The organism is Sporosarcina sp. Y1004 (assembly GCF_057669665.1).
The window spans coordinates 44,401-66,081 of the sequence record NZ_JBYHFQ010000007.1 but is presented as its reverse complement, the minus strand read 5'-3'; the positions used below and the strand labels follow the sequence as shown (position 1 = coordinate 66,081).

The 21,681-nt window shown below is 37.9% G+C and carries 20 protein-coding genes; 17 read left to right on the top strand and 3 right to left on the bottom strand.

Translation table 11 applies throughout. The annotated features are described in order from the left end of the window. The first annotated feature begins 140 nt into the window (after positions 1-140). The 5 genes from AC25Y6_RS07145 (at position 141) to psiE (ending at position 5,228) form a co-directional block, all read left to right on the top strand. Positions 141-1,112, top strand: a complete 972-nt coding sequence (locus AC25Y6_RS07145) for a tripartite tricarboxylate transporter substrate binding protein (RefSeq protein ID WP_488142487.1) — start codon at positions 141-143, stop codon at positions 1,110-1,112. Between the two features lie 180 nt (positions 1,113-1,292). Beyond that, positions 1,293-1,451, top strand: a complete 159-nt coding sequence (locus tag AC25Y6_RS07140) for a hypothetical protein (protein ID WP_482104546.1) — start codon at positions 1,293-1,295, stop codon at positions 1,449-1,451. 145 nt (positions 1,452-1,596) lie between these two features. Then, positions 1,597-2,721: an AbrB family transcriptional regulator gene (locus AC25Y6_RS07135; protein WP_482104545.1), complete on the top strand. Its 1,125-nt coding sequence runs from the start codon at positions 1,597-1,599 to the stop codon at positions 2,719-2,721. A gap of 340 nt (positions 2,722-3,061) precedes the next feature. After that, a complete protein-coding gene (locus tag AC25Y6_RS07130) occupies positions 3,062-4,369 on the top strand; it encodes a CitMHS family transporter (protein WP_482104544.1) in 1,308 nt (435 codons plus the stop codon). A gap of 406 nt (positions 4,370-4,775) precedes the next feature. Continuing rightward, positions 4,776-5,228, top strand: a complete 453-nt coding sequence (psiE, locus tag AC25Y6_RS07125; RefSeq protein ID WP_488142486.1) for a phosphate-starvation-inducible protein PsiE — start codon at positions 4,776-4,778, stop codon at positions 5,226-5,228. A 165-nt stretch (positions 5,229-5,393) separates the two neighbouring features. Here psiE and AC25Y6_RS07120 read toward each other — a convergent pair whose 3' ends face one another. After that, on the bottom strand, positions 5,394-7,214 hold the full coding sequence (locus AC25Y6_RS07120; protein WP_488142485.1) for a helix-turn-helix domain-containing protein: 1,821 nt from the start codon (positions 7,212-7,214) through the stop codon (positions 5,394-5,396). Positions 7,215-7,769: 555 nt separating this feature from the next. Here AC25Y6_RS07120 and AC25Y6_RS07115 point away from each other — a divergent pair. The 8 genes from AC25Y6_RS07115 to AC25Y6_RS07080 all read left to right on the top strand — a co-directional run bounded on the left by AC25Y6_RS07115 (position 7,770) and on the right by AC25Y6_RS07080 (position 15,065). After that, on the top strand, positions 7,770-8,981 hold the full coding sequence (locus AC25Y6_RS07115; RefSeq protein WP_482104541.1) for an acyl-CoA dehydrogenase family protein: 1,212 nt from the start codon (positions 7,770-7,772) through the stop codon (positions 8,979-8,981). A gap of 57 nt (positions 8,982-9,038) precedes the next feature. Continuing rightward, a complete protein-coding gene (locus AC25Y6_RS07110; protein ID WP_482104540.1) occupies positions 9,039-10,013 on the top strand; it encodes a catechol 2,3-dioxygenase in 975 nt (324 codons plus the stop codon). 180 nt (positions 10,014-10,193) lie between these two features. Next, entirely contained in the window at positions 10,194-11,018 is an 825-nt protein-coding gene (locus AC25Y6_RS07105; protein WP_488142484.1) for an alpha/beta fold hydrolase, read from the top strand. Between the two features lie 72 nt (positions 11,019-11,090). Further along, positions 11,091-11,564 (top strand): flavin reductase family protein, encoded by a 474-nt coding sequence (locus tag AC25Y6_RS07100; protein WP_482104538.1) that lies wholly within the window; start codon positions 11,091-11,093, stop codon positions 11,562-11,564. A gap of 12 nt (positions 11,565-11,576) precedes the next feature. After that, the gene (locus tag AC25Y6_RS07095) at positions 11,577-12,368 is read left to right on the top strand and encodes a 2-keto-4-pentenoate hydratase (protein WP_488142483.1); all 792 of its coding nucleotides are present in this window, start codon (positions 11,577-11,579) and stop codon (positions 12,366-12,368) included. Further along, entirely contained in the window at positions 12,365-13,246 is an 882-nt protein-coding gene (locus tag AC25Y6_RS07090; RefSeq protein ID WP_488142482.1) for an acetaldehyde dehydrogenase (acetylating), read from the top strand. The genes AC25Y6_RS07095 and AC25Y6_RS07090 overlap by 4 nt, the downstream gene beginning before the upstream one ends. 12 nt (positions 13,247-13,258) lie before the next feature. Continuing rightward, the gene (gene dmpG / locus AC25Y6_RS07085) at positions 13,259-14,266 is read left to right on the top strand and encodes a 4-hydroxy-2-oxovalerate aldolase (protein ID WP_488142481.1); all 1,008 of its coding nucleotides are present in this window, start codon (positions 13,259-13,261) and stop codon (positions 14,264-14,266) included. Between the two features lie 16 nt (positions 14,267-14,282). Next, on the top strand, positions 14,283-15,065 hold the full coding sequence (locus AC25Y6_RS07080) for an adenylyltransferase/cytidyltransferase family protein (protein WP_488142480.1): 783 nt from the start codon (positions 14,283-14,285) through the stop codon (positions 15,063-15,065). 284 nt (positions 15,066-15,349) lie between these two features. Here AC25Y6_RS07080 and AC25Y6_RS07075 read toward each other — a convergent pair whose 3' ends face one another. Beyond that, a complete protein-coding gene (locus tag AC25Y6_RS07075; RefSeq protein ID WP_488142479.1) occupies positions 15,350-16,126 on the bottom strand; it encodes a 3-hydroxybutyrate dehydrogenase in 777 nt (258 codons plus the stop codon). Between the two features lie 273 nt (positions 16,127-16,399). Here AC25Y6_RS07075 and AC25Y6_RS07070 point away from each other — a divergent pair, with 273 nt between their 5' ends. The 4 genes from AC25Y6_RS07070 to AC25Y6_RS07055 all read left to right on the top strand — a co-directional run bounded on the left by AC25Y6_RS07070 (position 16,400) and on the right by AC25Y6_RS07055 (position 21,183). After that, positions 16,400-16,894, top strand: a complete 495-nt coding sequence (locus AC25Y6_RS07070; protein WP_488142478.1) for a 3-hydroxyacyl-CoA dehydrogenase family protein — start codon at positions 16,400-16,402, stop codon at positions 16,892-16,894. Positions 16,895-16,990: 96 nt separating this feature from the next. After that, positions 16,991-18,415 (top strand): sigma-54 interaction domain-containing protein, encoded by a 1,425-nt coding sequence (locus AC25Y6_RS07065; protein ID WP_488142477.1) that lies wholly within the window; start codon positions 16,991-16,993, stop codon positions 18,413-18,415. 560 nt (positions 18,416-18,975) lie between these two features. Continuing rightward, on the top strand, positions 18,976-20,361 hold the full coding sequence (locus AC25Y6_RS07060) for a GntP family permease (RefSeq protein ID WP_488142476.1): 1,386 nt from the start codon (positions 18,976-18,978) through the stop codon (positions 20,359-20,361). A gap of 501 nt (positions 20,362-20,862) precedes the next feature. Continuing rightward, entirely contained in the window at positions 20,863-21,183 is a 321-nt protein-coding gene (locus tag AC25Y6_RS07055) for a DUF7986 domain-containing protein (protein ID WP_488142560.1), read from the top strand. Between the two features lie 147 nt (positions 21,184-21,330). On the opposite strand, the gene AC25Y6_RS07050 is transcribed toward AC25Y6_RS07055, so the two are convergent. Then, positions 21,331-21,636, bottom strand: coding sequence for a monooxygenase (locus AC25Y6_RS07050; protein WP_482101992.1), 306 nt, complete (start codon positions 21,634-21,636; stop codon positions 21,331-21,333). Positions 21,637-21,681 lie beyond the last annotated feature (45 nt).

Sequence of the window (21,681 nt, the reverse complement as noted above, 5' to 3'; positions counted from 1 at the left end):
CAAAAAGACTGAACTTCATTCAGTAAAAGTCTCCCGGCGCCTGTTGCAGGTTCAATTGGAGAGTTTCTCGAACAAAATTGATGAAAAACGGGAAGTAAATACGCCAATGCGTATTAGATTAAATGAACGAGGTATGAACAATGAGGAAAAAAATAATTGTTGCTTTTGTATTTTTCACCATACTTATCAGCGGATGTTCTCGAGAAAAGGATCAGGAAGCAATTATAGATGAAGTAACGATTATTGCCCCAAGCTCTATTGGTGGAGGCTGGGACATAACAGCGCGGGCGGTACAGGATGTTTTAAAGAGTGAGAACTTATTTGACGGGGATATTCGTGTGCTTAATAAAATAGGAGCAGGTGGAGAGCTAGGTTGGAAATTTACCAAAGAGGAAAAAGATCATGTTTTAGCTATCAATTCCAGCCTGCTTATTACCAATCATTTATTAGGTCAAAGTCAAATAACCTATAAAGATTTCACACCAATTGCTACTTTGGCTACGGAATGGGAAGTTGTGATTGTTTCGAAGGATTCACCTATAAGTAGTGCAAAAAGCCTGATGTATAAACTGAAAGAAACACCTCATGCTTATAAGATTGGTGTCTCTCCAAGACTGGGGAATGACGATCAGCTCTCTTTTGTATTAGCAGGCAAAAAAGTTGGGCTGCATCCTGAAGAACTTGGCTTTTTTGTTTACGAAAACAGTGCTCAAGTAGTGGAGGCATTATTAAAAAAACAAATAGATGTTGCAACAATGACTTTAGCGGAGGCTAAAAAATATTATGATTTAAATCAAGTGAAACTGCTCGTTATCTCTTCCGATGAAAGGTTAAAAGAGATACCTGAAATTCCTACGTGGTCAGAAGAAGGAATTGATTTGGTTTTCCAGCATTGGCGCGGTATTATGGGACCGCCGAATATGACGAAGGATGAAATTCAATACTGGGATACGATGCTTGAAAAAATGGTGAGAACAGAAGAATGGGAACAAATACTAAAGAAGTATATGTGGAAAGGTTTTTATAAGAATAGTAATGAAACCTCTAAATTTCTTGAAGAACAAGTGAAAATGTATGAAACATTAATGAAGGTTCATGGAGATGAAAAGTAGCGCTTGAACACTATAAACAAAATAGTTTAAAAGGTTTCAATGAATTAATTTTTCGTAATATATACTTCCTGCTTTAATAGCTTTATGATTATGGAAAAAGTATACGACAACAACTGTGGATCAAATCTCACTGCTAGTCTACATCGTTACTTTTTAATACACTGATGGGGGAACGGATATATGTGGATTATAACTGTTTATACGGATGAAGGTAGTATTAAAATGTATGAATTCGAAGATGAGCAAGAGGCAAGAGAATTAACTCGAAAAATAAAAGGTAGAAAAATTCTTTCCAATGTTGTCTATTTTAACGATCATTTCTTCGACGCTGCTAGTTAATAGGGACTCTATAATGACGAGGTTGACTCGGAGATTTAAGTGTTAACACCTCCCCCGTTTCATACGAAGGATTAAGAGTGATGACACGACCGGGATCAGCCTCGTTTTGTTCATTTGTAAATGAGTAGTGTAAATGGAGGACATCATGACTTTTACATCAATCACAAAGTTACTTACTAGAAAAAAACCAAGACAACTTCAATTTATAGAAGCTTTATTATGCGGAATAGCAGGTGGGGGTTTATTCACGCTACTAAATTTACCATTGTCATGGATGTTAGGACCATTAACTGCAGTTTTGATGTGGAAGCTCCTCTCAAAACGAGATTTATATTGGCCAGTCAGTTTTAGAAATGGAGGGCAGATGTTATTAGGCTATAGTATGGGCTTATCGTTTACGATTGAAAGTGCTAGACAGATTGTATATCAATTGCCATCAATGACGATTATTACTGTGTTAATGGTGGTTTTCGGACTAGGAATTGCTTTTTTTGTTTCAAGGCTAACCGGCATTAACATACAGAGTGCTGTAATGGGGACGACACCAGGTGGTTTATCCCAAATGGTCGTATTGAGCGAAGAGATTAAGGGAGCGGATTCGACAATAGTTACATTGATGCAAACGATAAGGATGTTAACCGTTATTTTCATTGTACCGACATTATCGATTCATGCATTCTCAAGTGCTGGAACACAAAAGGGTAAACCTACAATCGATACAGTTGCGCAAATCGAATACGGGAGTATTTTTCAGGTTATTACGGTTCTTGCGATTGTTCTAGTCGTCACTGCATGTGCAGTCAACTTCAAATTTCCAACTCCGTGGATTATAGGGCCCTTACTTTCATCGGCTATTTTAATGGTAAGTGGCTTTGAAACACCTCAACTTCCTCCAATTCTTATCGTACTTGCACAACTTTGCTTAGGGATACACTTTGGCCTTGGAATAAAATTAAATATGTTGAAAAACTCGAGAAAGCTACTGCTGTTCTCGTTTATTTGCGGATTATTAATTGTCGGTTTTGCTCTCGTTTTAGCTTATGGCTTACATATGATATATCCGATTACAATGACAACTGCATTTTTATGTATAGCTCCAGGCGGCTTACCGGAAATGGGTGTTACAGCTCATGCGGTTCATGCAGATGTATCTATGGTCGCCGCTTATCAGTTGTTTCGTGTTTTTTTCATATTGTTCATCGTGCCTATTTTTTTGAGATATCTATTTGGAAGACAGGACATTCTCGGGAAATCGGTAAAATCATTATAAATCATTTTGTCGCTTGTCAAATTGGCGTTATCAGGATTAATATCCACCGTAGCGGGTTCAATGGGTTCTTTATTTCAATTTATTTAGTGGCCCTTATCCACAACATAAATTAGTAGAAAAACGCTTGGATTTAACCAAGCGTTTTTCTATGCGGACTAATTCATTATCAGATTATGGACTAAATGAACAAAATAGCTATTAAGAATTTAAATAACAATACTTTGTAAACGTTTACATAGGCATATTACTATTCTATATTAATAGATAATATCCAAAATCTTAAATTGTTTGTCATATTTGATAGACGACTTTTGTGGAAATGCAATATAGGAGGAATAGTATGTTAGCATTTTTAGGTTTTTCAATGATCGTCGTATTTATATTTTTAATCATTACAAAGCGAATGTCCGCGTTGGTTGCGTTAGTTGCGATACCTATTTTGTTCGCATTACTAGGGGGATTTGGACCTGGCATCGGTGAAATGATGTTAGAGGGAATCAAGCAAGTTGCACCGACTGGTGTAATGTTAATGTTCGCTATACTTTATTTTGGAGTGATGATTGATGCGGGCTTATTTGATCCGCTTGTTTCAAAAATTTTATCGATTGTTAAGGGAGATCCACTAAAAATTGTTTTAGGTACGGCTATCCTTTCGATGGCAGTAGCACTTGATGGTGATGGAACGACTACTTATATGATTACGGTATCAGCAATGCTTCCGCTTTATAAGCGTATTGGAATGAATCCGCTCATATTAACATGTATTGCGATGCTTTCATTTGGTATCATGAATATGACACCTTGGGGTGGACCGACGGCAAGAGCGGTAGCTGCACTACAGCTTGATGTGTCAGATGTGTTTATACCTCTTATCCCTGTTATGATTGCGGGAATTATGTGGGTTTTATTTACGGCGTTTATTCTTGGGAAAAGAGAGCGCAATAGATTGGGAGTTGTCGAGATTCAATACTCAAAGGATGAGATGCTTGCTATAAGTCAACTAGCTGCAACTACAACAGTAGAAGACATTAAGCGTCCGAAATTGTTATGGTTTAATCTTGCTTTAACAATTACTCTGATTGTTTGTTTAGTAACCTCTGTATTACCGTTATCTACGTTATTCATGATTGCCTTTGTCATTGCGCTTATGGTTAACTATCCGAATTTAGATGATCAGAAAGAAAGAATATCTAATCATGCAGGAAATGTACTTGCAGTTGTTGGGTTAGTTTTTGCTTCAGGTGTTTTTACAGGGATTTTATCTGGAACAGAAATGGTTGATGCGATGGCCAACAGCTTAGTTGCTGTAATTCCAGAATCTTTAGGTTCGTATTTTGCGGTCATTACAGCTGTAACAAGTATTCCGTTTACTTATTTTATGGCAAATGACCCCTACTATTTTGGAGTATTGCCAATCTTGGCTGAAACTGCGGCAACTTATGGTGTGGATCCAGTAGAGATTGCGCGTGCGTCTATACTAGGTCAACCAGTTCATGCGATGAGCCCTTTAATTGCTTCCGCTTACTTACTTGTTGGTATGGCCGGAGTAGATTTTGGAGACCACCAAAAGTTTATTATTAAGTGGGCATTAGGTTCATGTTTTGTCATGATTATTGCAGCAATTGTCTTTGGAGTTATTACTTTCTAATATCGACCAAGTCTAATTGAATTGCTAATATATATATAATACAAAAAATCACCTCATCTTTCTTGCTGAAGGTGATTTTTTGTGTGTTGATATTGAGCATCAAAAATACGGGCATCAAGTGGTCGTGCCAATTTGGTGTTAGGGGAGTAGGGGTTCACGCATATAAAAATGTATGGTGAAAGCATCTTCCCTAATTGTTTGCGAAAGTGCAATGAGAGGGAAGTGATCTACGCTGTTGGACATTACGGATATACAAAGATTTTTCCATTGTGCCGAAATTAGTGAAATTTACAGAAACTTTAGAATTTATATCGTTATCCTTTGGTAGTATTAGAGGGTGGGTTATATAAATTGTTCGCTGAATTTATTCACGTTAATTTGTATGATACTTCAAACAAGTCGGAGGATGATTTATATAGTTAAGTGGAAAAAAGTGCTCAACTTTGTTTTTCAAATTATCCCCAAAACACTCCAAGTCGTATTGAATATTTCCCTCGTTTTCCTGGCGATAATCTTGTCATTTTTATTAATTAAGGAATTAATCATTTTCTGCCATTTGTTGTTTCATAAAGAAACGAATGATTATAAGGTATTCCTAGCCAACATACTTATATTCTTTTTATATTTTGAGTTTATCACGATGATTGTAAAATATTTTAAAGAGGATTATCATTTTCCAATGAGGTATTTTATTTACATCGGGATTACTGCCATGGTAAGACTCATAATTGTTGACCACAATGAAGCACTAGATACTTTGCTGTATTCGCTTGTTATCTTAGTGCTAATCATCGGATACTTCATTATGAATATAACGCCGCATGATCGACCGGAAAGTGAGTGGATTTTCAAAAAGTAAGTGCTGTTGCAAGTGACAGCCTTTAATAAATTGCCTGGGAAGAAAGCCACAGGTTGGGGAGTATTCATGACACGTTCCACATATGCTCACACTAGTTCAGGAGTTATTTGCTAATTGCTAAATGAAAAAGCCTTGCCACGTTAATAAGTGACAAGACCGTTTAGTTTATATAGAAATTGTGCCCTTTGATTTTAAAATATTAATAGCTAAGTAAATAGAAAATAAAGCTTGTGTATCCGTCAAATCATGATTTAAGATTTCGCTAATTTTAGTGAGTCGATAGCGTAAACCACTAATCGACATCGACATTTTCTTTGCTGTATTGTTAATGCTACTGCCATTATCTATATAAGTGTAAAGCGTCTTGATTAAATCGAAGTCTGTATCTATCGCTAGCAGTTTGCCAATATGCTGATTTACAAAGCGCTCAATTAGCACTTCATCTTGTATTTGGAACAATACACTTTCAATACCGAGTTCTTTAAAATAAGAGATATTTGACTGTTCGTTTATGGCACGTAGGGCAGCTAACGTTTCATTATATAGCACTGAGATATCCATGAACTTTGAAATCACTGTACTTACGCCTACGGAGAATCTATATTTAGAAAATCGCCGCGAGCAATGTTTTAATAATTGATTGATGAATTTTGATTGAGCTATATTCAAATCTTCAAAAGAAGGGTATTCAATTAGAACAATAACTTTATCAAGCTTATGTGAAACGATTGAATTAATATTGCGCTCATTTAAATACAAGTTGATATGTCGAATTAACTCTTCATTAAATACAATTTCGTTTTCGGTTTCCTTCACATTACGGTCGAATGTGAGCATCCAGTAGGTAGTAGAGGAGTTGAAACCCAAATAATAAGAGATTTTATACATTTCATCTTCTGTTAAACGACGCTCTAAAATATCATTTAAAAAACTCCGTTTAATATTCTGCTCTGTATTTATTTTAATATTTTCATTCAGTAAGATAATTGATGATGTCAATCCTGCTTTTTCTATGATCATATAGTCAAGGTCGTTAGGTTCATCTTGTCCGGTATATAGAAATGAGCAATAGCCTTTTATTTGCTGTTCATAGAAAATGGGCGTGCGTAATAATGAGAGTTCATCTGAATAGCGCTTAAAAGTAGTTTGTTTTGATATGAACTTCCGTAAATCAAGCGGTTTATCAAGATGACCTGCTTGAACAAGAATTTGATGGTTTTCATCTTCGATAAAGGTTGTTAAACCCGTTGTTTCATATAAAATGTCGACAACCTTTTGAATCCCTTGTTTTGATAGTAATTCCTCAATTAAACGCTGGTGGATATCATTGGCTTTATTTAAATGGTCGCGTTCGGCTTTTAGCTGCTCTGTAATTTCATCCAGTTCTTTAATGATACTAGTCCCTTGATAATACCCTAACTCACTCGTAATTTCGTCTCCCCACTTATCAATAGGCATAGAAATGCTTTTACAATGTTCGTGCCCCATAGCACGACATTCTATTTCTTTCACCAGGATAGGTTGTTGTAAGACTGTTGATAAGTATCCACTAACATAGCCGCATAATGTATGACAAACCGGTTCGGTGCCCAAATCGTGTGTTTTTAAATGTTGCTCTGCTTCAAATGTATTAATCCATAGTACTTCAGCAAATTCGAGCTGTTCCTCATCGGTACGCATTTCTAAAATTTCTACTTTATCTAGATAACCATGTAACCTGTGAAAATCAGGACCGGCTTTTACTAAATCCCAAACACTATCTGACTCAAATAGCTTTGCTTTTCCCGCATCACTCACACCGCAATGCCAGCCATATCGTGTTAATAGTCCTTTTGTTCGCTCCTCGCCAATTACTGAAACAAGCTCTTTTTTTAATGCAGTTCTAGCATCAATAGGTATCGAAATCACGCGTTCATACAATTCTTTTACAACAGTCTCTCTTGGGAAGTCAAACGCATCCTTCAAGTGCAACGGATAAGGAATCATGGTCATTCACTCCTGCCTCAGATTTTTGACCTTCTATTTCAAAATGCTTTACTAGAATTTAGTGAACTGCTAATTACTTTTTTATAATATTTAATGCTGATAGATGGCGGATCAATAAGAGGATGGAATCTCAGTTTTAATACTAATAAAATAGCCATAGTTTCATAAATAACTAGTATTTTCGAAAGAGTATTTAAACGTTTTACACTAAAATTAATAAATATAGCTTCTTTCCGCTTCTATATAAAACTAATTTAGATATCACTCTATTTTTAGTTGCAATATTTAGAAAGTAAGCGGTTGCATCATTTGTGACTTTACCAACATATCACAATATAAAGGAAAATGTAAAATGGATTCATCAGAAAACCCATTCAATACAGTCTATTTGAATATTAACAAGAATTGATTAGTACATAAAGTTCGAATAGACAATAAACTTCCGTACTTTTGATAGCTATATTAAAGAATATACAGCGAATATAATAATAACTAGATAGACAGAGTCATTTACGAAAATGATTGCGCTTACAACAAACAAAAGGAGGAATTAAATTGTCAATTAGTACTTTAGAGGTTCAGCGAAAAACAGCTAACAGAGAAGAGTTGCTTCAAAAAGCCAAAGAGGTTGGAGAGTTAGCTGAAAAGCATGCATTACAAGCAGATAATGATGCACAATTGCCAGATGTCGTCATTGAAAAAATAAAAGAAGTTGGATTTCAAAATCTTCATAGACCAAAAGAATATGGTGGTCAAGAATTAGACTTTCATACCTTTGGCGATATCATTCGAACAGTAGCCAACTATAATGTTTCGGCTGCATGGATAACTTATTTCTCCATTATTCATGATACTTGGCCAGCATTTTTACCAAAAGAAAGCCGAGACGAATTATACGAAAGTAAAGCTTTACTAGCTGATGTTTTTGCACCAGTTGGAAAAGTTACAGATGACCCTGATGGAGAAGGCTATCGAATCAGTGGTCAATGGAATTTCTGTAGTGGCGTATTGTGGAGTGATTGGATTGGCCTAGGTGCTGTTCATAAAATGAGAGATGGCGAGGAGCCGGAGCTTGGCTTGTATATCGTCCATAAAAAAGATACAGAAATCATTAAAAACTGGGATCCGATCGGATTACGTGGGACAGGCAGTAATGCAGTTAAAGTAGATGATTTATATGTCCCTGCAGATAAAATTTTCCTAGTAAAGAGAGTAGTTGAAGGTGCCACTGCACCGGATGGAAACTACGAAGAGGACTACCAACTTTTCAATGTTCCTTATCTCACATACTTCTTATCTGGATTTTCACAAATTGCAATTGGTGGTTTGGAACGCCTCGTCCGCGACTTTAAAGAAAAGACAGAGGGACGCGTTCGTATTTATAACAATAATGCAAGCGAAAAAGACGGAGGCAGCGCCCAGCGTACACTTGGAGAAATTACCATACAGTTAACGGCCTTAAAAGCTGTAGCTAAGCAATACATGGATCAATTAACTTATTATCAAGAAAATGGTATTCGGACGTTAGAAGAAGAAGATCGTGCACAGCTGTTCGCGATGCGTGCGTATGTTGCAAAAGGATCAACTGAAGCGGCAACCCGAATTTTAACAATACTTGGTGGCAATTCAATCTACAAAGATCAGCATTCAGAAAGATTTGTTCGTGACATACTTGCAGTTGCTGCACATCCATCACATCTGTATGAAGACGCAATGGTAGGGTATGGGAAATCGATTCTAGGATTAAACGGACATCCCTTCTGGTGAACTAGTTATCATATTAAATAAAAAATATAAAAAATAAACTTATTGGAGGAAAATAAAATGACAAAAGAAAATATTTTTGATATTGCACATCTTGCACATGTTGAGCTTTATAGCCCTAAATTAGAGGAGTCTGTTGAATTTTTTAGAGAAATGTTGGGGATGAGTGAGATAGCTCGTCAAGGTAAATCCGTTTATATGCGTGCCTATGAGGATCATTACCATAATACATTAATTCTCACGGAAAATCATGAGGCTGGTTTAGGTCACCTTTCTCTAAGAGCTACATCTCCTCAAGCACTTGAGCGCCGTGTAGCACAGATTGAAAAAATGGGCTACGGCATTGGTTGGATTGATGGAGATGTCGGTCATGGTCGTGCCTATCAGTTCAACTCACCAGATGGTCATTTGATGGAAGTTTTCTGGGATGTTGAATATTATCAAGCAGCTGATGATCAGAAAACGCCATTATTAAATCGTCCGCAAAAACGTCCGAACCGCGGTGTTCCTGTCCGTCGTATCGACCACATTAATTTATTTGCAAGTGAAACAAATAAAAATGTGGAGTTTTTAGAGGAAGCACTTGGATTCAAAGTTCGCGAACGTGTTTTAGCTGATGATAATACGGATGTTGCTGCTTGGTTAAGCGTTAGTAACTTGGTTCATGATATTGCTATTACGGGAGATCAATCAGGAGAACGGGGGCGTCTACACCACCTTTGCTACTGGTATGGCTATCCACAACATTTATCCGATGTTTCAGACCTACTATTGGATAACGGATACGAAATTGAAGTCAGTCCAATTAAACATGGTGTGACTCAGGCAATGTGTATGTATGTTATCGAACCAGGTGGAAACCGTATCGAACTATTTGGTGATTCGGGCTATCTAATCCTTGACCCGGATTGGAAAACAATCGAATGGAATGTTAAAGATATTGATAAGGCTATTCTATGGCATGGCACTAAATTACCTCAGGAGTTTCTCATATATGGAACACCGGTAAAAAGCAAAGAGACTGTGAAAAATTAACGATTTTACAGCAATTAGCAGTATAAATTGAACCTATCGAATTAGTTAATGGAAATCAATACATTTTGCCAACAAGAAAGAGGAGGGACGAGTTGCGTTCCTCTTTCCTACTTTTTTTTAGTAGTTATCAGCTCAAACGTTGTGTATAAAGCCTTGTAAAAGGTAATAGGAGGGTTTTACTTGGAAATTAGTTCAAAACATATGAATGTCAATGGCATTAACACGCATTACCATGAAGAAGGTTCAGAAAACAAAGAAACAATGATATTAATACATGGATCTGGTCCCGGTGTGTCAGCATTTGCAAACTGGAGACTCGTTATTCCACGTTTAAGTGAATCACTACATGTATTTGCACCGGACATCGTTGGGTTTGGCGACACAGATAAAGTTTCTAAAGATGACTACAAACTTGATCTATGGGTAGACCATCTGATTGGTTTTATAGAAGCAGTATCAGATGAGCCTGTATATTTAGTAGGAAATTCATTCGGAGGAGCACTGTCCCTTCATGTAGCACATAGAAGACCCGATTTAGTCAAAAAGTTAATTTTAATGGGTAGCGGTGGGGTAAAGCATAAAGTATCCTACGGTTTAGATCGCGTTTGGGGGTATGAGCCTAGCTTTGAATCGATGCAAGAATTAATTCAACTGTTCTCCTATGATGAAAACGCAGCAAAAAATGAGGAACTTGTCCGTTTACGTTACGAAGCCAGTATTAAACCTGAGACCAAAGAAGCTTTTGCAGCGATGTTCTTTGATTCACGACAAGAAAGATTGGATGAAATTGCATTGTCGGACGAAGAAATTAAAAATATTCAGACAGAAACTTTATTATTCCATGGCTTAAATGACCGAGTTATCCCATTTGAAGAAACGAGTTATAAATTTATCCAGCTACTACCACATGCAGAACTACATTTATTTAATGAGTGTGGTCACTGGACACAAATTGAAAAAACAGAACCGTTTATTGAACACATCCTGGCTTTTCTTAAAAACTGAAACTAGAGTAAGCACAGAGACGGTTCTCGTGCTTACTTTAGCTTAATATTACAATTTAAAGGAGAATTTAAAATGGACGATTTATTATTCAGAAAAGCGATGGGTAAATTTGCAACGGGTGTAACGGTATTAACCACAATTCATGAAGGGGACATACATGGAATGACAGCGAATGCCTTTATGTCTGTTTCGCTAGATCCGAAATTAGTTGTGATTTCCGTTGGAAAGAATGCGCGATTTTTAGATAAAGTAACACAGTCAAAACGATTTGCAGTCAATATTTTAGCTGAAGATCAGCAACAGGTTTCACAGCATTTTGCTGGAAAGCCTCAAGGAGAAGTGCAGTTTGCAACTTTAGATGGTCTACCTGTATTAGATGGTGCAATTGCACAAATAACGTGTGAAGTCGCATCTGTATATGAAGAAGGGGACCATACACTATTTATCGGGAGAGTAACTGATCTTAAGCTAGAAGAAAAAAATCCTCTCCTCTTCTTTGGTGGGCAATACAGCGAAGTAAAAGCACTAGAAACAAATAAATTATAAGTAGGTGAGTTCATGGAAATTCAGGCGATAGCACAAAAGCTACTAAATGCAGAGTTGTCTAAACAGCCCATTGCCCCTTTAACTGAAATAGAACCAAATATTACTGCTGATGATGCCTACAGCATTCAACTGCATCAAATAGGGCGAAAAGTTAGCGAAGGAGCCGTCGTAAAAGGCTTAAAAATTGGTTTAACGAGCAAAGTAATGCAAGAAATGTTAAATGTGCATACACCAGATTACGGATTCATTTTAGATACGATGGTTTTTGATGAACATTTGGCTGTTGATACAGAACAATTCATACAGCCAAAAGTAGAATTTGAAATTGCCTTTGTCTTTAGGGAAGCTCTAAAAGGGCCGAATGTGACGATACAAGATGTGATTGAAGCTACGGACTATGTCGTACCGTCAATTGAAATCATTGATAGTCGAATAGAAGATTGGCGCATTAAGTTTGAAGACACAGTTGCAGATAATGGATCATCAGCTGGCGCGGTATTAGGTGCACGAAAGACGCTATTACCGAATGTTGATATCGCTAAAATAGGCATGACGGTATATAAAAATGATGAATGCATCGACAAAGCGACCAGTGATGCGGTACTAGGAAACCCTTTAAATGCGGTAGTCTGGTTAGCAAATGAAGTGAGTCGTTATGACATTAGCATTCAACCAGGCATGTTTGTCCTGTCAGGAGCATTATCCAAAGCGTTACCATTTACAAATGGTGACCACTTTAAGGCAGATTTCGGTGAGTTAGGCGAAGTAAGCATTTCATTTCAAGCGGCAGAGGTGAAAGTATGAACAAATTAAAAGTAGGAATAATTGGTTCAGGGAACATTGGAACGGATTTAATGTATAAAATTGAACGCTGCGATTCACTCGAAATGAGTGTCATGGTAGGGATTGATCCAGATTCTGAAGGGCTAAAACGCGCGAAAGATGCAGGTTATACAGTTATTTCTACTGGTATTGATGGGTTAATGGAGCGTTTAGATTTAGTCGATATCGTGTTTGATGCGACGAGTGCATATGCACATAAAGCGCATAGTGATTTACTAACGTCAGCTGGAAAGAAAGTAATTGATTTAACGCCTGCAGCAATCGGTCCTTTCACTGTACCACCTGTTAATCTGAAAGCGAATTTCGCATCGTCAAATGTCAACATGGTTACGTGTGGTGGACAAGCAACGATTCCAATTGTCTATGCAATTAGTCGAATTGCACCTGTGGCGTATGCGGAAATTGTGGCAACGGTTGCTAGTAAAAGCGCCGGTCCAGGTACACGTGCCAATATTGACGAGTTTACACATACAACAGCACGTGCAATTGAAGAAGTGGGTGGAGCTGATAAAGGAAAAGCGATTATTATTTTGAATCCTGCAGAGCCACCAGTTATTATGCGTGACACAGTAAATGCATTGATCAAAGATGCGGATTTCGATGAAGCAGAAGTTATTGCTTCTATTAAGAAAATGGTAATAGAAGTTCAAGAGTATGTACCAGGCTATCGTTTACGAGGGGCACCACAATTTGATGGGCAGCGTGTAACGGTCTTTATAGAAGTTGAAGGTGCGGGCGATTTCTTCCCTGCCTATTCAGGTAACTTGGATATTATGACTGCCGCTTCTGCTAAAGTAGCCAATGAAATGGCAAAAGAATTAGCGGCGACTAACGCGTAAGGAGAGGGACAAATGGAAAAAAGATCATTTGAAATATTAGATGTAACACTTCGTGATGGAAGCCATTCGATGTCTCATTCTTTTACTCCGCAACAAGTGCTTGAAACAGCAAGAGGGTTAGATGAAGCAGGCATTCGCTATTTTGAAGTATCTCATGGAGACGGCCTTGGCGGATCATCTTTACAGTACGGTTTGTCTGCACATGACGAGTTAAAGTTAATCGAAATTGCAGCAGATGCTTGTAAGCAAGCGGAAGTCTCTGTGCTGTTAATTCCTGGAATAGGTGTGAAGGGCGATTTGCAAGATGCCGTAAAAGCAGGTGCGAAAATGGTCCGTGTCGCAACGCATGTTACAGAGGCAGACGTTGCCGCTCAGCATATTGCATTAGGGCGTGAGTTAGGACTAAAAACAGTTGGTTTTCTGATGATGTCTCATATGGCGTCAGTAGAGAAAATTGTAGAACAAGCAAAACTCTTCGAAAGCTATGGTGCGGAGATCATTTATGTAACTGATTCTGCAGGATATATGTTACCTCAGGATGTTACTGATCGTATTTCAGCAGTTAAGCAATCGGTCGGCTGCGAAGTCGGTTTCCACGGGCACAATAATTTAGGAATGGCTATGGCGAATACAATTGCAGCAGTTGAAGCGGGTGCTACATATATCGATGGCAGTTTACGTGCTTTAGGCGCTGGAAGTGGGAACACACAAACAGAGGTGATGGTTGCCGTTCTAGATCGTCTCGGGTACCAAACAGGCATTGATTTTTATAAAATCATGGATGTCGCAAATGATGTTGTTGCAAAATATATGCCAAGACCACAAGAAATAACAGGTTCAAGCTTAATCATGGGCTATTCTGGTGTGTATTCAAGTTTCCTCTTGCATACACAGGTTGCCTCCAAACGATTTGGTGTTGACGAACGGGGTATTTTGGTTGAATTAGGTCGCATGAAGGCGGTTGGTGGTCAAGAGGATTTAATCTATGATGTTGCCCAGAGGTTAGCGGTTCAAATTTAATGTGGGAGGGCTTTTTATGCAAACAATTCATTTAACAAGTCAAACGATTAAACAATGGCAAAATCAATTTCAACAGCAAGTGCTTGCAATTGGCTTTTTTGACGGTTTGCATAAAGGCCACTTATCCGTCATTCAAGAAGCTAAACGATTGGCAGAGATTAATAGGGTTCCAGCAGCAGTAATGAGCTTTTTTCCACATCCGAAAACGGTTATAAGCAATCTGCCAAATTCGTTTCAGTATTTAATGCCGCTTGCAGATAAACAAGCAGTACTTGAGGAGCTTGGTATTGATACATTGTTTTTAGTTCATTTTGATCAAGACATCGCAAGCCTTTCATCAGCTGATTTCGTACAAAGCTTTTTGATAGGATTAAATGCGATGCATGTTGTGTGTGGGGTTGACTTTCACTATGGAGCCCGAGGCAGTGGGTGTGCACAGACACTTGAAAAACAAGGAGAAGGACATTTTAAAGTGTCAGCACTAGAGTTGATGGAATATGATGGGGAAAAGATTAGTTCAACACGTATTCGTCAAGCTTTGGAAAAAGGGAATATTCCCATACTCCGGAAATTGCTAGGCAAATTCTATTCAGTGAATTGGTGCCCCGAAAATGGACTATACCCATTTTACTCATTACCAGCACCTGGCCAATATGAAGTGAATTTACATTATAACGACGAAATCGTTTCATGTAATGCTCAAGTGTTAAATGAAAAAGAAGCAAAGTTTACACATGACTTCAATCGATGGGGTCAATCTATTAAGGTAGAGTGGGTTAGAGCAATAGGAACGTTTTAGCTTATGCTTTCAACAGTTGCTAAACGCTTCAACTCCTATGAAAACAGAATGAGTCATCGTCCTTCTATTTGAGCATATGAAGGATGTAGAAAGAATCTGTTTTATCAGTAACAAAAAACGCACATTACTGTGCGTTTCAGACTGTAGACAAACTCCGGAAATTATGGTGTTTGCCTATAGTCTTTTTTCTTTTACAATTGTAGCACTACTAGAAATCCTGAAAAATGAACGAGGTCCCTTCATTAAAAGGTGCAATATACTCCATTATCCAGCGACAAAGATTATTATTGTGCAGTATAACCGCCATCAAGTACAACCGCTTGACCGGTAACGCCTCGTGCTTTTTCACTTGCCAAGAAGATTGCATAATCAGCAATTTCACTTACATCTAGCAAACGATTTTGTGGAACGAGCGGATAGATTACTTCCTCTAACACGCGTTCCAGTGGTACCTTCCTCGTTTTTGCTAAGTCTTCAAGTTGGCCACGAACGAGCGGTGTGTCCACATAACCTGGGCAAAGGGCATTGACTGTTATTCCCGACGAAGCGCTTTCTAAGGCCGCAACCTTTGTAAGACCAATGACCCCGTGCTTTGCACTGTTGTACGCAGCCTTGTTAGCAAAGCCGATTAAGCCATTTATGGATGCAATATTAATAATTCTGCCGAATTTTTGTTCTTTCATAATTGGCAAAACGTGCTTTATTGAAATAAATGGTGCAGTCAACATTATTTTAATCATAAGTTCGAATTTTTCTGTTGGAAATTCCTCAATTGGTGAAACATGTTGTAAGCCGGCATTGTTAATAAATATATCGATACGACCAAATTTTTGTTTCGTTTGTTCAATAAGTTGGACGATTTCATCCTCACTTGTAACGTCTGCTTTCACACCAATCACATCAAATCCTTCGTTTCGAAGGGCAAGTGAAGATTCTTCGACTGCACTTTGATTGACATCAGACAACACAACTTTCGCACCGTTTTCCGCAAAGATCCTGCCAATCTCAAAGCCAATCCCTCTTGCAGAACCGGTAATGATTGCTACTTTATCTTTAACCATCCTACACACCTCCATTAAAATATGTAATGGTTATGTCATCGTGTTTAAGTAAGTAAGGGAATCTATTGCTGTTTCACAAATAACCTTTGGGGAAGGTGGTGAATTTTGTTTAGGGGAATTTTATACATCACAATTGTATCATACTTTTGAAAATAAAAAAGGTGGTTATTCTGTTTCCTTGAATGATGTAAGTGAACAATCTTTAGTAAAAGCAAAGAAAATGCTCCTGGATAATTTAGCATTGCATGTCGAACAAGAGGATTAGTTGAAATCGTGAGGCATCAACAAACTAAAGATGAGGTAGTAAAGAAAACACTCGAACTTATGTATAGCATTGATAAAGAACCTATTGTTCTAAAGAGGGATGTTACGGGATTTATTGCCAATCGTTTACAAACAGCGTTAATGCGGGAAGCTTTCTATCTATTAAATGAAGGAGTGGCTAGCGCCGAAGATATTGATACGGCGATTACAGCGGGTCCAGGTTTCCGCTGGGCATTTACCGGTCCGCTCGAAATTGCAGATTTTGGTGGACTTGATACGTGGCAGCGCGTTTTTGATAATGTTGCACCTGAGTTGGCGGAAAGCAAGGAAGCCCCTGTCATTATACGACAGCAAGTGAAGAAAAATAAATTAGGCACAAAATCAGGTGAAGGGATTTATGCATATGAAGAAGCAGACGTTTTTCGGAAATTACGTGAACGAGATTGCCAATTTATTCAACTTAGGAAAGTGAAGAGGGAAAATAAAAGCAAAAAAAGAGATTAGTTTCAGTGAGAATGATTGGTATTGGGTTACTTCGGCCATTTCTCTGCAATCAAAATCATCTCTTTAGCTAAAGCTAGACGGTTTTCGTATGTTATAATGAAGGTATATAACAGAGGGAAAGTAAGGAGAATGGGAATGGGAATGGGCGACGATGATAAGACTGTTATTATTGATTCCCATGACGAAATTTTGTTCAGGGACATTATAGAATATGCCTATGACGGAATAGTTGCGGTCGATAAAGAAGGATATATCCAAATGCTTAGTCGTCCTTATGCAGATTTTCTTGGTGTAGATCAAGAAAGTTCAATCGGGAAACATGTGACAGAGGTAATTGAAAATACACGCATGCATATCGTAGCGGAGACAGGGAAGCAAGAGACGGCTGAGCTTCAGAAAGTCAATAATAATTATATGATAGCCAGTCGCTCACCGATCCTTAAACAAGGAAAGGTAATTGGGGTAGTTGGAAAGATACTTTTCAAAAATGTTAGCCAGTTCACCTCTCTTTCTAAACGAATCCAATCTATTGAAAACGAACTCAAAGTGTATAAGGGTGTGTTTCGTGAAGGAAACAAAGCCACTTATATGTTTGATCATTTGATTGGGAATAGCACAGCTTTTAAGGACGTGAAAGACCAGGCAAGAAAAATGGCGAAAAGCGATTCCAATGTCTTAATCCTAGGGCAAAGCGGGACTGGGAAGGAATTATTTGCACACTCCATTCATAATGAAAGTCGCCGTGCGATGGGCGTGTTTGTCAAAGTGAACTGCGCAGCCATCCCGTCCGAACTTCTCGAATCCGAACTTTTTGGATATGAAGGGGGCTCGTTTACTGGTGCTAAAAGGGGTGGGAAAACAGGGAAATTTGAAGCAGCTAATGGCGGAACGATTTTTCTTGATGAAATAGGAGAACTCCCACTTCATATGCAAGTAAAACTATTGCGTGTTTTACAAGAAAAAGAAGTGGAACGTATTGGTGCCACTGGTACAATTCCGATAGATGTACGAGTGATTGCTGCGACTAATCGTAATCTTGAAGAAATGGTCGCAATAAGGGAATTCCGGCTCGATCTATATTATCGTTTAAAAGTAATGGAAATAAATGTGCCTTCATTAAAAGGACGGATTGAAGACATTGAAATTCTTGTTACTTATTTTCTTGAAAAATATCGAAACATTATGAAATTACCTGTACTAGGCATCAGTCATCAAGCTTTACACATTTTGCGCGGCTATTCGTGGCCGGGAAACGTTCGTGAACTGGAAAATACAATTGAGCGCGCTGTGAATATGGTAGACAAAGAAGACGTTATTGAATCAAAACATTTACCTGATGCTATTACAGCCAATCATAAGACGACTTCTATTCGGCCTTTGGCTAAGGTTCTAGATGAGGCAGAACGGAATGCAATTATGGAGTGTTTACGCCAAGTGAATGGAAATAAAACCGAAACGGCCAAAAAACTCGGGATTAGCCGTACTGCGCTCTATGAAAAATTAAATAAATATGGCTTATAACGCGGTTACTCTCATTGCCAAGCAGTGGGAGTTTTTTGTTTTCAAAATTCCTCATAAAATTATAAAGTGTACGATTTTCCGTACGATTTTTCCGTGAAAAACAGGTGGCTGTACGGAAATCCTAACAACAATGTGAATGCTTTGAGATTTATTGTCCGGAAAAATTAACACTTTATAAATGTTTTGTGTATTTTCTACTTACTCTCCTACTAATCGTGCTTGTTTAAATGAGTTTTTTCATAAACTGCAGTCTTTTCTAGGAAATATTCAATTTTTTACTGTAATTTCTGGATTTCTTTATAATTGGCATGATAATTGCATGTTGTTTAGATGAGTGGTTTATGTCATTTGTTATAAGTGTTAAAATAAGTTGGGAAAATGAGAATGGAAACAGTACATTATTCATTGTAAACGTTCTCATCAAAAGTTTATGGGGAAAATCATCTAGTCTGACTTGGGGAAGGGAGACTAGATGAAATTGATTGCGAAATATATCGTTAATGAGGCTATAGTTTAGCTTGCTAGATATGTTTCAGACAGTAAAGAAGGGGTGTCATACATTGTTCATTGAAATTTTTGCTATTATTCTAGCACTTGGATTATTAATCTTTTTAGCATACCGGGGATATCCAGTGATCATCATCGCCCCGATTGTAACCTTGCTTGCCGTTGTTATATCTGGCGGCCACTTGCTGCCAAGCTATACAGAGGTTTTTATGCCTTATGCTGCAAACTATATTAAAGCGTTTTTCCCAATCTTTTTATTGGGAGCAGTGTTTGGAAAAGTAATGGAAATGAGTGGTGCAGCCGCATCTATCGCTCGAACGATTGTTAAAACTTTAGGTTCAAAGCGAGCAATTCTAGCTGTTGTATTAGCTTGTTCCGTACTGACATATGGAGGAATTTCATTATTCGTAGTTGCATTTGCGGTTTATCCATTTGCTTCTGCCATATTTAAAGAATCTGATATTCCGAAGCGACTTATTCCCGGAACCATTGCACTTGGAGCTTTTACTTATACAATGGATGCTTTACCTGGAACACCACAAATTCAAAATATTATCCCGACAAACTATTTTGGAACAGATACATATGCTGCCCCAATGGTTGGGATCATCGGTGGAATTATGATCTTCATCGGCGGAATGCTTTGGTTAGAACATCGACGGAAGCAAGCGCAAGCAAATGGAGAGGGCTATGGGGAAAATCATATTAATGAGCCAGAGAATAATGAACATCAAAACTTACCAAACTTTTGGATGTCAATTGTACCACTCGTGATTGTAATAGCGCTTAATTTTACATTTAGTCGTACTGCCATGTCAGTGAAGCATTGGTATGATGCCACAATGTTAAATGAGACATTTAATATTGCCGATGTTAGCACAATCTCATCCTCATGGTCATTAATTGCAGCACTTACGATAGGGACTCTGGTTGCAATGCTCTTAAATATCAAAAGAATTAAATTAAAACTTGCGAGCGGATTGACAGCTGCCGCGGCGGGGGCGTTATTGGCAATTTTCAATACAGCATCTGAGGTCGGTTTTGGAAATGTCATCAAAACACTACCTGGATTTGCGAGCATTCAAAATTGGGTGTTCAACGCAAGTAACAACCCACTCATATCAGAAGCTATTGCTGTTAACGTACTTTCAGGGGTCACAGGTTCCGCATCCGGTGGATTATCAATTGTATTAGAAGTTATGGGAAGCCAATACTTACAAATGGCACAAAATTTAGGGATTAGTCCTGAACTCCTACACCGAATTGCATCAATGGCATCCGGTGGAATGGATACACTTCCACACAATGGAGCTGTCATCACATTACTTGCAATTACGGGACTAACGCATCGTCAATCTTATAAAGATATTTTCATCATCACCATTTTAAAAACAGTTACAGTATTTATACTCGCTTTTACCATTTCGATATTCTTTTAACCTATGCGGAAAATGATTACAGCTTGTGGAAGTTGATTTTAGGTACCTATTCAGTGAATACAAATCAATTGTATAATAATACAAAATATATGCGATGCTTGCATTAGTGTATTCCATGTCAAAAAAGAAATAATCCACCCTTGAGTTTCTCTGCACTCAGGTGGATTTTTTCATCTAGTGACACTGACCGCCATACGGGAATCTGCCTATTATAAGTACGGCACCGATGCTACAACATCGTTGCGGTCTTTTTAATATATCCTATTGCTACCGTATTTATAACAAACCCTTAATTTACTGCCAATCTATCAGAATTAGATTTCCGTTTGGTCTAGGGACTTATTCACTGAGTTCTTGAGACAAAAAATCATACTTGCATAAAGAAAAGAGGAGGGTAATCTTCAGAGTGCTAGATAAAATATATAATGTGTGCGCTAATTGTAGAGCATCCGATAGGGTTTTTTTGTTTGAGCTTTTATAGATAAATTCTATTTTTAGGGGATCATTGAACTAAAGGATGTATTAAGGAACGCAAAGACTGTTCAGATTATAGACAGGGGGCTAAGTGAAAGTTTAAATGAAAATATTTTAATCTACACACGACCCATCCATCTTGATGAATTCAGTATGACATCGGGAGTGGGTTTTGTTTTTTTAAGAAATCACAAACAATACTTAATTCAAAGAAGCCGGAAAATGATGAAGAAAATAAATTGCGGAGATGCGTCGGTGAACCGATTCATTGCATTTTTCAAGCTGAACCGAATGAATGGGCTACCAATGATGTTTGGATTATTAGACTGGAAGTTTGATTTAAGGTGAAGAATCAATTTCGATTAGATTCTTCATCTTTTTTAGTGGAAACAGAGCAACAACAGATGAACGTGGAGAGATAATCGTTGGTAACATAAATTTCAGATGCCTGCGCAAGAAACCATCGTGATTGTTCGTTACGCAGGCACTGATCACTTATTCCAATGGGCCGTGATTGATTGTTGTCAATGCATCATTTGTTTCGAAAATCTTTCCATTGACATTTGTAATGCCAAAGCCATTCAATCGTTTTGTATGTTTGGTTAAATAATTTTCGGCATCTGCTTTGCTTTCAAATAAATAGATACCGCCGGCTTCCTTGGTTTCCTCATTCTCCGTCCAAATCTTCCAGATGAATCCTTTTTCTTCGTTAATACTATTTGCCAAATCTTTAAACGCGCCAACCATCTCTGCGCCAAAAGGTCCTTCTTGATAGAAATCGACTTGTAATACATACGCCATTGAGAAACCTCCTTTTAATTGTTGGGGATAAATTTAGTATAGACG